This window comes from Pseudomonas sp. AC242, assembly GCF_979258655.1.
This window is the reverse complement of record NZ_OZ409873.1, coordinates 5457605-5470198: the sequence shown is the minus strand read 5'-3', so window position 1 is coordinate 5470198 and position 12594 is coordinate 5457605. Positions and strand designations below refer to the sequence as shown.

10 protein-coding genes are annotated in these 12594 nt (G+C 60.2%); 7 read left to right on the top strand and 3 right to left on the bottom strand.

Features of this window, described 5'->3' with window-relative positions:
- Positions 1–52 precede the first annotated feature (52 nt).
- The 6 genes from dadA to ACZZ0A_RS24620 all read left to right on the top strand — a co-directional run bounded on the left by dadA (position 53) and on the right by ACZZ0A_RS24620 (position 6369).
- Positions 53–1357, top strand: coding sequence for a D-amino acid dehydrogenase (gene dadA, locus ACZZ0A_RS24645; protein ID WP_150649016.1), 1305 nt, complete (start codon positions 53–55; stop codon positions 1355–1357).
- On the top strand, positions 1329–1682 hold the full coding sequence (locus tag ACZZ0A_RS24640; RefSeq protein ID WP_042561737.1) for a RidA family protein: 354 nt from the start codon (positions 1329–1331) through the stop codon (positions 1680–1682). Before dadA ends, ACZZ0A_RS24640 begins: the two co-directional genes overlap by 29 nt.
- A 95-nt stretch (positions 1683–1777) precedes the next feature.
- Positions 1778–2851: an alanine racemase gene (gene alr / locus ACZZ0A_RS24635; protein WP_463543840.1), complete on the top strand. Its 1074-nt coding sequence runs from the start codon at positions 1778–1780 to the stop codon at positions 2849–2851.
- A gap of 88 nt (positions 2852–2939) precedes the next feature.
- Positions 2940–3488 carry a cupin domain-containing protein gene (locus ACZZ0A_RS24630; RefSeq protein ID WP_007920393.1) on the top strand — a complete coding sequence of 183 codons (549 nt, stop codon included), beginning with the start codon at positions 2940–2942 and terminating at the stop codon, positions 3486–3488.
- Between the two features lie 181 nt (positions 3489–3669).
- Positions 3670–4086: a c-type cytochrome gene (locus ACZZ0A_RS24625; RefSeq protein ID WP_042705063.1), complete on the top strand. Its 417-nt coding sequence runs from the start codon at positions 3670–3672 to the stop codon at positions 4084–4086.
- 360 nt (positions 4087–4446) lie between these two features.
- Positions 4447–6369 (top strand): acetyl-CoA hydrolase/transferase C-terminal domain-containing protein, encoded by a 1923-nt coding sequence (locus ACZZ0A_RS24620; protein WP_414916396.1) that lies wholly within the window; start codon positions 4447–4449, stop codon positions 6367–6369.
- A gap of 128 nt (positions 6370–6497) precedes the next feature.
- Here the strand turns inward: ACZZ0A_RS24620 and ACZZ0A_RS24615 are convergent, their stop codons facing one another.
- Positions 6498–7070 carry a xanthine phosphoribosyltransferase gene (locus ACZZ0A_RS24615; RefSeq protein ID WP_007920398.1) on the bottom strand — a complete coding sequence of 191 codons (573 nt, stop codon included), beginning with the start codon at positions 7068–7070 and terminating at the stop codon, positions 6498–6500.
- Between the two features lie 58 nt (positions 7071–7128).
- Positions 7129–9138: a DNA helicase Rep gene (rep, locus tag ACZZ0A_RS24610; protein ID WP_007920400.1), complete on the bottom strand. Its 2010-nt coding sequence runs from the start codon at positions 9136–9138 to the stop codon at positions 7129–7131.
- A gap of 262 nt (positions 9139–9400) precedes the next feature.
- Here rep and ACZZ0A_RS24605 point away from each other — a divergent pair, with 262 nt between their 5' ends.
- The gene (locus ACZZ0A_RS24605; RefSeq protein ID WP_007920401.1) at positions 9401–11074 is read left to right on the top strand and encodes a putative bifunctional diguanylate cyclase/phosphodiesterase; all 1674 of its coding nucleotides are present in this window, start codon (positions 9401–9403) and stop codon (positions 11072–11074) included.
- Positions 11075–11177: 103 nt separating this feature from the next.
- Here the strand turns inward: ACZZ0A_RS24605 and ACZZ0A_RS24600 are convergent, their stop codons facing one another.
- The gene (locus ACZZ0A_RS24600) at positions 11178–12575 is read right to left on the bottom strand and encodes a NorM family multidrug efflux MATE transporter (RefSeq protein WP_463543839.1); all 1398 of its coding nucleotides are present in this window, start codon (positions 12573–12575) and stop codon (positions 11178–11180) included.
- Positions 12576–12594: the final 19 nt, after the last annotated feature.

Genomic DNA, 12594 nt, shown 5'->3' with positions numbered 1-12594 from the left:
ATCATTGCTCTAACAACACAGCTCGGCGAAAAGCCGCGATGAGGGATACAAAATGCGCGTTATGGTCTTGGGTAGCGGCGTCATCGGTACCGCCAGTGCTTACTATCTGGCCCGTGCCGGGTTTGAAGTGGTGGTGGTCGACCGGCAGCCCGCTGCGGCCATGGAGACCAGTTTCGCCAACGCCGGCCAGGTCTCGCCGGGCTACGCCTCGCCGTGGGCCGCGCCGGGCGTACCGCTGAAGGCGATCAAGTGGCTGCTGCAACGCCACGCCCCTCTCGCGATCAAGGCCACCGCCGATATCGATCAGTACCTGTGGATGGCGCAGATGCTGCGCAATTGCACCGCCAACCGTTACGCGGTGAACAAGGAGCGCATGGTGCGTCTGTCCGAGTACAGCCGCGATTGCCTCGATGAATTGCGCGCCGAAACCGGCATCGCCTACGAAGGCCGCAGCCTCGGCACCACTCAGCTGTTCCGCACTCAGGCGCAGCTCGATGGCGCCGCCAAAGACATCGCCGTGCTGAAAGAATCCGGCGTGCCGTTTGAGGTGCTCGACCGCGCCGGCATTGCCCGCGTCGAACCGGCCCTGGCCGGCGTTACCGACATCCTCGCCGGTGCCTTGCGCCTGCCGAACGACCAGACCGGCGACTGCCAGATGTTCACCACTCGCCTCGCCGAAATGGCCGTGAAACTCGGTGTCGAATTCCGCTTTGGCCAGGACATTCAGAAACTCGACTACGCCGGTGATCGCATCAACGGTGTGTGGATCGACGGCAAACTGGAGACCGCTGACCGCTACGTTCTGGCGCTCGGCAGCTACTCGCCGCAACTGCTCAAGCCGCTGGGCATCAAAGCCCCGGTGTATCCGCTCAAGGGTTATTCGCTGACCGTGCCGATCACCAACCCGGCGATGGCTCCGACCTCGACTATTCTCGACGAGACCTACAAGGTCGCGATCACCCGTTTCGACAACCGCATCCGCGTTGGCGGCATGGCCGAGATCGCCGGTTTTGACCTGTCGCTGAACCCGCGCCGCCGCGAAACCCTGGAGATGATCGTCAACGACCTTTATCCTCAGGGCGGTAATCTGGCCGAGGCGAGTTTCTGGACCGGTCTGCGTCCGACCACCCCGGACGGCACGCCGATCGTTGGCGCCACGCCGTTCAAGAACCTGTTCCTCAACACCGGTCACGGCACGCTCGGTTGGACCATGGCGTGCGGTTCCGGTCGTTTGCTGGCCGACCTGATGGCAAAGAAAAAGCCGCAGATCAGCGCCGAAGGCCTCGATATTTCCCGTTACGGCAACAAAATTCAGGAGTCCGCAAAACATGGCAATCCAGCGCCAGCTCACCAATGAGCGCATGAGTCAGATCGTCAGCCACAACGGCACCGTGTATCTGGCCGGGCAGGTCGGCGACGACTTCGACGCCGGGATTGAACAGCAGACTCGCGAAGTCCTTGCCAATATCGAGCGTTTGCTTGATCTGGCCGGCACTGACAAACAACACCTGCTGTCGGCGACGATTTACCTGAACGACATCGAGGCGCACTTTGCCGGGATGAACTCGGTGTGGGACCAGTGGCTGCCAAAAGGTGCTGCCCCGGCCCGTGCCACCGTCGAAGCGAAAATGGCCAAGCCGAGCATCCTGGTAGAAATCTCTATCGTCGCCGCGCTGCCGTAAGCCGTTGTAAAGATCCCTCTCCCGGCGCTGTTGGCGGTTCACGTCGTCAGTCGGCGCCGGTTTTTCTTCCCATGACCGCCTAGAAGTCTGCCGCCATGCGTCCTGCCCGTGCCCTGATCGACCTAGAAGCCCTGCGCCACAACTACCGAATTGCCCGCGAAGTCACCGGCGCCAAGGCGCTTGCGGTGATCAAGGCCGATGCCTATGGCCATGGCGCGGTGCGTTGCGCGCAGGCGCTGGAAGCCGAGGCCGACGGTTTTTCCGTCGCCTGCATCGAAGAAGCGCTGGAGTTACGCGCGGCCGGCATCAAGGCCCCGGTGTTGTTGCTCGAAGGCATCTTCGAAGCCGATGAGCTGGCGTTGATCGTCGAGCATGATTTCTGGACCGTGGTGCATTCGCTGTGGCAGCTCGAAGCAATTGAGCAGGCGACGCTGAGCAAGCCGATTACCGTGTGGCTGAAGCTTGATTCGGGCATGCACCGTGTCGGTCTGCATCCCAAGGATTACCCGGCAGCCTATCAACGGCTGCTGGCCAGCGGCAAAGTGGCGAAAATCGTCTTGATGAGCCACTTCGCCCGCGCCGATGAACTGCACGCGCAGAGCAGCACCGAGCAGGTTGCGGTGTTTGAAGCGGCGCGTCAGGGCCTGGCGGCGGAAGTCAGCTTGCGCAACTCGCCGGCTGTGCTCGGTTGGCCGCAGATTCACAGCGATTGGGTGCGCCCGGGCATCATGCTTTATGGCGCGACCCCGTTCGAAGAAGCCAACGCCGTGGCCGAGCGCCTGCAACCGGTGATGACCCTCGAATCGAAAGTCATCTGTGTGCGTGAGCTGCCCGCCGGCGAGCCGATCGGCTACGGCGCCAAATTCATCACCGACAAGCCGATGCGCATCGGCGTGGTCGCCATGGGTTACGCCGATGGCTACCCGCGTCAGGCGCCGACCGGCACGCCGGTTTTGGTGGCTGGCAAGCGCAGCCGCATTCTCGGTCGCGTGTCGATGGACATGCTCTGCATCGATCTGACCGATGTGCCGCAAGCCGACCTCGGTTCGAGCGTCGAATTGTGGGGCAAAAATATCCTCGCCAGTGAAGTGGCGCAGTGGGCCGACACCATTCCGTACCAGATCTTTTGCAATCTGCGCCGAGTGCCAAGGCTCTATTCCGAGGGTTAACGCCGCTGCGGGGGCCAAGTGTTGTAAATACTGAACGCTGTCGCCATGATAACGCTCAATATTCTTACAACATCAGGAGGCTCCCGCCTTGGACGTCGGTGAACGACTGCAATCGATCCGCAAGCTCAAAGGGCTTTCCCAGCGTGAACTCGCCAAACGCGCGGGCGTCACCAACAGCACCATTTCGATGATCGAAAAGAACAGCGTCAGTCCTTCGATCAGTTCGCTGAGGAAGGTACTGGGCGGCATCCCCATGTCCATGGTCGAGTTCTTTTCCGAAGAAATCCTGCAGGAAGTCCCGACCCAGATCGTCTACAAGGCCAACGAGCTGATCGACATTTCCGACGGCGCCGTGACCATGAAACTGGTCGGCCGCGCGCACCCCAGCCGCGCCATCGCCTTCCTCAATGAAATCTACCCGCCGGGCGCCGATACCGGCGAAGAAATGCTCACCCATGAAGGCGAGGAAACCGGGATTCTGGTGGAAGGTCGTCTGGAACTGGTGGTGGGTCTGGAAACTTTTATTCTCGAAGCCGGCGACAGCTACTACTTTGAAAGTACCAAGCCGCATCGTTTCCGTAATCCGTTCGACGCGCCTGCGCGACTAATCAGCGCAGCCACGCCGGCGAATTTTTAACAAAGAGGTGCCAAGCCATGATGGCAAAGGCATCCGGACCGTTTTTCTACCGTGCGGTATAACCCCTTCGACTATGGGGTTGTTTCAGTGTGACGGGCTACCCGCTATACTTCCGCCCGCCTGCGAACCGTGGCCGCAGGCGTGAATAGCCACCATTGAGGGTGAACGCGTGAACCTAATTATGAAAATGCTGGCTGCACCAGCAACCGTACTGGCCCTCTGGGCTGTCAGCGCTCAAGCTGCGACGAATGACGACATTGCCAAACGCCTCGAGCCTGTCGGCCAGGTGTGTGTTCAAGGGCAGGAATGCAAAGGGATGGAAGTTGCCGCTTCCGCAGGTGGTGGTGGCGGGGCGAAGTCCCCTGATGATGTGATTGCCAAGCACTGCAATGCTTGCCACGGCACAGGCCTGCTGGGCGCACCAAAAATCGGTGACAAGGCGGCTTGGCAAGAGCGCGCTGATCATCAAGGCGGCCTCGACGGCATCCTGGCCAAGGCCATCACCGGTATTAACTCGATGCCACCGAAAGGCACCTGCGCCGATTGCTCGGATGAAGAGTTGAAAGGTGCAATCCAGAAGATGTCCGGCCTGAAATAAGCCGCGCTTCTGACGAAAAAAACCGTCTTCGGACGGTTTTTTTGTGCCTGCGATTTAGTAGCCCTCACCCCAGCCCTCTCCCGGAGGGAGAGGGAGCCGACCGAGGTGTCTTTCGCTATCCATCGACCTGAAAGACCTTAGCGATTATGGATTCGGTACAGCTCTTTCAGGTCGATGTAGATGCCGAGCATCCCCGAATCAGTCCCCTCTACCTCCGGGAGAGGGCTAGGGTGAGGGCAACAATTTCAAGTCGGAAAAACATTTCAAGAACAGCGCACGTTCACTCTGAAGCTGTTCATTGCAGCAAACTCAAGGCAATCTCGGTCTACCCCTATTCACGGAACGGGCAGGAGGCTTCAGATGGTGCAGTTGTGTTCGATCGAACAGGCAGTCGACGACGTGCTGGCGCGCTTGCCGGCGCACATCCACATGGGCATGCCGCTAGGCCTGGGCAAACCCAATCACTTCGTCAACGCGCTGTACCGGCGAATCAAAGAGCTGCCCGAGCGGCAGCTGACGATTTACACCGCGCTGTGCCTCGGCCGCCCGGCGCTGGGTGATGGATTGCAGAAGCGCTTCATCGAACCCTTCGTCGAGCGCGTCTTCGGTGATTACCCGGAATTCGATTTCCTCGCCGACCTGCATCGCGACAGCCTGCCGGCCAACATCCGTATCGAACAGTTCTTCATGCAGCCCGGCAGCCTGCTCAACAGCGCGCCGGCCCAGCAGGATTACGTCAGCAGCAACTACAGCCACGCCGCTCGCGACATCAACGCCGCCGGGCTGAATCTGGTAGCGCAGTTATTAGCCAGCAGCAGCGAACACCCCGACCGTCTGAGCCTGAGCTGCAACCCCGATATCACCCTCGACCTGTTGCCGATGATCGCCAAGCGTCGCGAAGCTGGGGAGACGATCCTGCTGGTCGGCCAGGTGCACACCGATCTGCCGTACATGCCCGGCGATGCCGAAGTCGACATCGATACGTTCGACCTGCTGATCGACGCCAAGGACAACAGCACGCTGTTTTCCACGCCGAACATGCCGGTGGGGTTTCAAGATCATTTCATTGGCTTGCACGCCAGTACGCTAGTGCGCGACGGCGGTACGTTGCAGATCGGCATCGGCTCAATGGGTGATGCGCTGACTGCTGCGCTGCTTGCACGTCAGGCGGATAACGCCGGTTACAAGGCGTTGCTCGACGACATCAACCTCAGCCAATGGGCGCAGTTGATCGACCGCGAGGGCGGCACCGGGCCATTCGCCAAAGGTTTGTACGGTTGCAGCGAAATGTTCGTCAACGGCTTGCTGGTGCTGGCAGATGCCGGGATCATCCGGCGCAAGGTCTATCCCGATGTGCAGACTCAGGAACAGGCCAACGCCGGCACCCTCGACGAGGCGGCGCAGACTGACGGCATCTCGGTGCACGGCGGCTTCTTCCTCGGCCCGCGCAGTTTCTACGAGCGCTTGCGCGAGTTACCGCAGAGCAAACGCCTCGAATTCAACATGACCCGCATCAGCTACATCAACGAGCTCTATGGGCAGGAAGAACTCAAGCGTTTGCAGCGCCTGGATGCGCGATTCATCAACACCGTGTTCACCATGACCCTGCTTGGGGCTGGCGTGGCAGATCAACTGGAGGATGGACGAGTGCTCAGCGGTGTTGGCGGGCAATACAACTTTGTGGCGCAGGGCCACGCGCTGCACGATGCGCGCTCGATTCTGATCCTGCGCAGCTGGCGTGAATCCGGTGGCGACGTCAGTTCGAATATCGTCTGGGAATACGGCCACTGCACGATTCCACGGCATCTGCGCGATATCGTCGTCACCGAGTACGGCATTGCCGATCTGCGTGGTAAATCCGACGCGGTCGTCATTGAATCGCTGTTGAACATCAGCGACTCGCGCTTCCAGCAGGGCTTGATCGAGCAAGCGCAAAAAGTCGGCAAGCTGCCAAAGGATTTCCGCCTCGACCCACGCTTTGCCGACAACACGCCACAGCGTTTGCAGGCAATCGCCGCGCAGCATCCGAACCTGTTTCCAGAATATCCACTGGGCTGTGATTTCACCGCGATCGAGCGGGATTTGCTGCGTGCGCTGAACTGGCTGAAGAGCAAATTCAAACTCACCGAAATCCTCGAGCTCGGCAAAGCCGCCCTCGACGCCCCCGAGGCATCGCTATACCCAGAACACCTCGAACGCATGCAGCTCACCAACCCGGAAGGCCTGAAAGAAGACCTCTTCCAACGCCTGCTGCTCACCGGCCTCAAAGCCACCGCACAATAACTGCCGGACCCAAAACAACTGTAGGAGTGAGCCTGCTCGCGATGGCGGTGTTTCAGCCGACGAATATATCGACTGACACTACGCTATCGCGAGCAGGCTCACTCCTACAGGGGGGCTGCGGTGTGGCTTTATTCGATGAAAGTGACGACGCCATCCTTCAGCGATTTCACGCGGGCCAGCGATTCAACGCGGTAGCCCTGCGAGTCCAGCTCGGCGCGGCCGCCCTGGAACGACTTTTCGATGACGATGCCCAGGCCAGCAACGGTCGCGCCGGCCTGTTTGATGATCGAGATCAGCGCTTGCGACGCCTTACCGTTGGCCAGGAAGTCGTCGATGATCAGCACGCGGTCGCTGCTGGTCAGGTGACGCGGGGAGATGGCCACGGTGCTTTCGGTCTTTTTGGTGAACGAGTAAACGGTCGCCGACAGCAGGTTTTCCGTCAGGGTCAGGGACTGTTGCTTGCGGGCGAAGATCACCGGCACGCCGAGGTTCAGACCGGTCATGATCGCCGGGGCTATCCCTGAGGCTTCGATGGTGACGATCTTGGTGATGCCCGAATCCTTGAACAGCGAGGCGAATTCGTCGCCGATCAGCTTCATCAAGGCCGGGTCGATCTGGTGGTTCAGGAAGGCGTCGACCTTCAGGACCTGGTCGGAAAGCACAATGCCTTGTTCGCGGATTTTCTGGTGCAATGCTTCCATGAAGCTGTCCTCTTTGGCGCTTTGTGCGCCGAAGGTCTAGTAAAAAAAGTGGTCAATTCTAGCGCTTTAACATCGCGCGTATATCAGCCAATGCGCTGTTGCCACGCACGACTTTGACTTCGGTCGGTGTGTCGTCGTTGCCTTCCCACGCCAGATCGTCCGGCGGCAGCTCATCGAGAAAGCGGCTCGGCGCGCAGTCGATGATCTCGCCGTACTGCTTGCGCTTGGCGGCAAAGGTGAAGGCCAGGGTCTGGCGCGCGCGGGTGATGCCCACGTAGGCCAGGCGACGTTCTTCTTCGATGGTGTCGGCTTCGATGCTGGAACGGTGCGGGAGGATTTCCTCTTCCATGCCCATGATGAACACGTAAGGGAATTCCAGACCCTTGGACGCATGCAGGGTCATCATCTGCACGCCTTCGGCGCCGTCTTCCTCTTCCTGCTGACGTTCGAGCATGTCGCGCAGGACCAGTTTGCCGATCGCATCCTCGACGGTCATTTCGCCTTCTTCGTCCTTTTCGAGGGTGTTTTTCAACGCCTCGATCAGGAACCAGACGTTGCTCATCCGGTAATCGGCCGCCTTGTCGCTGGAGCTGTTGGTGCGCAGCCAGTTCTCATAGTCGATGTCCATGACCATGCTGCGCAGCGCCGAGATCGGGTCTTCGCCGGCGCACTGCTCGCGCACTTTGTCCATGAAGCGCTTGAAGCGCGACAGGCGATCGGTGAAACGGCTGTCCAGATGCTCGCCCAGACCGATTTCGTCGGTGGCGGCGTACATCGAGATCTTGCGTTCGGTGGCGTAGTTGCCGAGTTTTTCCAGAGTGGTCGAGCCGATTTCCCGGCGCGGTACGTTGATCACGCGCAGGAAGGCGTTGTCGTCATCCGGGTTGACGATCAGGCGGAAGTAGGCCATCAGGTCTTTCACTTCCTGACGGCCGAAGAAGCTGTTGCCGCCGCTCAGGCGATACGGCACCTGGTGGTGCTGCAACTTCAGCTCGATCAGCTTGGCCTGATAGTTACCGCGATAAAGGATCGCGAAGTCGCTGTACGGACGGTCGGTGCGCAAGTGCAGGCTGAGGATTTCCATGGCCACGCGCTCGGCTTCGGCGTCCTCGTTGCGGCAGCGGATTACGCGGATCTCGTCGCCGTGGCCCATCTCACTCCACAGCTGCTTTTCGAATTCGTGCGGGTTGTTCGAGATCAGCACGTTGGCGCAGCGCAGGATGCGACTCGTCGAGCGATAGTTCTGCTCGAGCATCACCACTTTCAAGGACGGATAGTCGTCCTTGAGCAGCATCAGGTTTTCCGGCCGCGCGCCGCGCCAGGCATAGATCGACTGGTCGTCGTCGCCTACCACGGTGAACTGGTTGCGCTTGCCGATGAGCATTTTTACCAGCAGGTATTGGCTGGCGTTGGTGTCCTGATATTCGTCGACCAGCAGGTAGCGCACCTTGTTCTGCCACTTTTCGAGAATGTCGGCGTGTTCTTCGAAAAGCTTTACCGGCAACAGGATCAGGTCGTCGAAGTCCACCGCGTTGAACGCTTTCAGCGTGCGCTGATAGTGGGTGTAGACGATCGCGGCAGTCTGTTCCTTGGGATTACGCGCGTTCTCCAGCGCCTGAGGCGGCAGGATCAGGTCGTTTTTCCAGGCGCCGATCATGTTCTTGATCTCGTCGACGCCGTCGTCGCCCGCGTATTCCTTCTGCATGATGTCGGTCATCAGGGCTTTCACATCGGTCTCGTCGAAAATCGAGAAACCGGGTTTATAGCCCAGCCGCGCGTGTTCCTTGCGGATGATGTTGAGACCGAGGTTGTGGAAGGTGCAGACGGTCAGTCCACGCCCTTCGCCGGCCCGCAGCAAGGTGCCGACCCGCTCTTTCATCTCGCGCGCGGCCTTGTTGGTAAAGGTCATGGCGACGATGTACTGGGCGCGGATGCCGCAGTTCTGGATCAGGTGCGCGATTTTGCGCGTGATCACGCTGGTCTTGCCGGAGCCAGCACCGGCGAGCACCAATAGAGGGCCGCCGACGTAGTTCACGGCTTCTTGCTGCCGGGGATTGAGTCGGGACATACGAAAATTCGGGAGTCGTTGACGAAATGGGCCGGCATTTTAACAGGCTCAGAGAATTGTGCTGCTCTCTCCGACTTGTGACGTACCACGCGATTCAAATTTGCCGGTTTTGTTACTTTCGCGGAGGATGCGCGGTGATTTTGCGGCTAATGTACTCATTCGTGACACAAAATAACGTTTTGATAACCGTTGTCATTTGGTCATTGAACATCGCAACGGCATAATGCCCCGCCCACATCTTTGCAGAGTCTAGGGAGCTAGCTTGTCTACGCCTGTCGAACCCTTGCGTTTGCTGCTACTGGCCGAAGAGCCAGCGTGGACAGCGTTATTGCGTGAGTGTCTGGCTCCGATGGGGAGCGCGGCGGTGCTGATCAGCGCGCCGAGCTGGGACTCGGTCAGCAGTCTGTTCGAAGACAACCGCAATGCGGTGTTGTTGACCCTTCCGGCATTACAACCGGCACCGGGCCGTTGCAGCCTGCCGACGGTATTGCTGCTGGAACACGAACCGGACACCGCACCGGTTGGCGTCAGCGACTGGCTGGTGTTCGACGCCCTCGACGCCGGCATGCTGCGCCGTTGCCTGCGCCATGTGCGCGAACGCGGCGTTCTCGAAAACACCCTGCAACGCCTGGCCGAACAGGATCCGCTGACCGGTATCGCCAACCGTCAGGGTTTCCAGACCTTGCTCGCCGCGCGCCTCGCGGAAAACGACGGTCGCGGCCTGGCCCTCGGGCATCTCGATCTCGACAACTTCCGCCACGCCAACGACGCGCTGGGTCATCAGGCGGGCGATCGCTTGATCCTGCAGGTTGTCGCACGGCTGAAAAGTCAGCTGGAGGCGGGTGATCAACTGGCGCGATTGGGCAGCGACGAATTCGCTCTGCTGATCGACACCCGTCGTGCGCCACAACGCGCCGAATGGATGGCTGAACGCATCACCGAAGCGCTCGCCGAACCGTATTGGGTCGATGGCGAAAGCCTGCTGATCGGCTCCAGTCTTGGCATCGCCCATGCCCGTGCGCAGGGCGGTGCCGATCCGCTGATGTGGCACGCGCACATCGCCATGCAGCAGGCCAAAAGCACGCAGGGCTGCACTTTTCATATCTTCAACGAACGCATCAACCGCAACGCGCGGAGCATGGCCGACCTCGAAAGCGAGCTGCGCCGGGCCTTGCGTCGCGATGAACTGGAGCTGCATTACCAGCCAAGGCTGAATCTTGAAGACGGCCAGATTGTCGGCCTCGAAGCCTTGGTGCGCTGGCGCCATGGCGAACGTGGTTTGCTGCCGCCCAGCGAATTCGTGCCGCTGGCTGAGCAAAGCGGGTTGATCGTGCCGTTGGGTTATTGGGTGATTTCCCGGGCTCTGCGCGATATGCAGGCGTTGCGCGAACGTGGTCTGCCGGCGCTGCACATGGCCATCAACTTGTCGTTCCGCCAGTTTCAGGACAGTCAGTTGTTGCCGACGCTCAGCCGCTTGATCGCTGAGCGCGGTGTTGAAGCGCAGTGGCTGGAATTCGAACTGACGGAAACGGCGGTGATGCGCCGCAGCGATCTGGTCAAGCAGACCATGGACGCCCTTGGCCGCCTCGGTGTGCGCTTCTCACTGGACGACTTCGGCACCGGGTTTTCCTCGTTCGTGCACCTCAACAGCCTGCCGATCACTTTGCTGAAGATCGACAAGAGCTTTGTCGGTGGCATGGAGCAGCGCGAAGAGAACCGCAAACTGGTGCACGCGATGATCAATCTTGCGCACAACCTGCATCTGGAAGTGGTGGCGGAAGGGGTCGAGACGCCCGAGCAACTGGAACTGCTGCGCGGGTTTGGCTGCGATCAGGTGCAGGGGTATCTGATCAGCCGGCCGTTGCCGTTAGCGGAACTGGTTGAATATCTCACCTACGGCTCAAGCCAACAGCCAGCCCTCGAAATCGTCAGTTAAACGCATAAGTAGGCCTTCGCCTGCTCGCGATAGCGGAGTGTCAGACAACTCATCATTATCTGACACACCGCTATCGCGAGCAGGCTCACTCCTACAAGGGATCTCAGTCAGTCTGCGGGACTGTGAATGGCCTGGATGACGCAGGCTCCAGCCGAATCATCCGCTTCATCTTCCATTCAAACGCCAGCGTCAGACTCACCGCCGCGCAGGCCAGGCCCAACGCCAAGCCCCACCAGACGCCCGTCGGCCCCCAGTTCAAGTGGAACGCCATCCACCACGCCGCCGGTGCGCCGATCAGCCAATAGCAGCCGAGCCCGACCAGAAACGTGGTCTTCGCATCCTTGAGCCCGCGAATGCAGCCCATGGCAATCGTCTGCGTGCCGTCGAACAGTTCAAACCACGCCGCCACTGCCAGCAGGCTCACCGCCAAGCGAATCACTTCGGCAAACGCCGGATTGTTGTGATCGAGGAACAACCCGACCAACTGATTCGGCAGCAACCAGAACACCATGGCGAAACCCAGCATCACCACGGCGCCAAAGACGATCCCGACCCGCCCGGACATCCGCGCGTCGCTCAATTGCCCGGCACCGTAATGCTGACCGACGCGCATGGTGATCGCGTACGACATGCCCGCCGGCACCATGAACGCCACCGAGACGATTTGCAGAGCAATCTGGTGCGCACCCAACTGCGTGCTGCCCATCGTGCCCATGCACAGTGCGGCGAAGGCAAATAATCCAACTTCCACCGCATACGTGCCGCCGATTGGCAGGCCAAGGCGCCACAACTCTTTCAGGTACTGTCGATTCGGCCGCGACAGACCCGCGCGCAGCGGATAAGCGTCGTACGCCGGATGCCGACGGATGTGCCAGGCCAGCGCCAACGCCATGCAGTTGGCAACAATTGCCGTGACCAGGCCGATCCCCGTCAGGCCCATTTTTGGCAGGCCGAACATGCCGGTGATCAGCGCGTAATTGAGCAGGAAATTCGCCACCGTGCCGGCCAGGCTGATGACCATCACCGGTGTCGCCCGGCCGATGGCACTGGTGAAACCGCGCAGGGCCATGAAGCTCAGGTAGCCGGGCAGAGCGAAGGGCAGGGCGATCAGGAATTGTCCGGCGGCATTGACGTTGGTTTCGGTCTGGCCGAACAGCAGCAACACCGGTTTCAGGTTCCACAGCAGTAACCCGGCGCCCAGTGCCATCAACCACGCCAGCCACAACCCGGCCTGAGTCAGCCGTGCAGCGCCGATGATGTCACCGGCGCCCTTGCGGATCGCCACCAGCGTGCCGACTGCCGCAATCACGCCGATGCAGAAAATCGACACGAACGAGTAAGTCGCTGCACCGAGACCGCCGCCCGCGAGCGCTTCCGGACTCAGGCGCGCCATCATCAATGTGTCAGTCAGCACCATCAACATGTGCGCCAACTGTGAAGCAATCAACGGCCCTGCCAGCCGCAGAATGGCCCAGAGTTCGGTACGCACAGGATGCTGCATGGTCATCACCACTCGATTT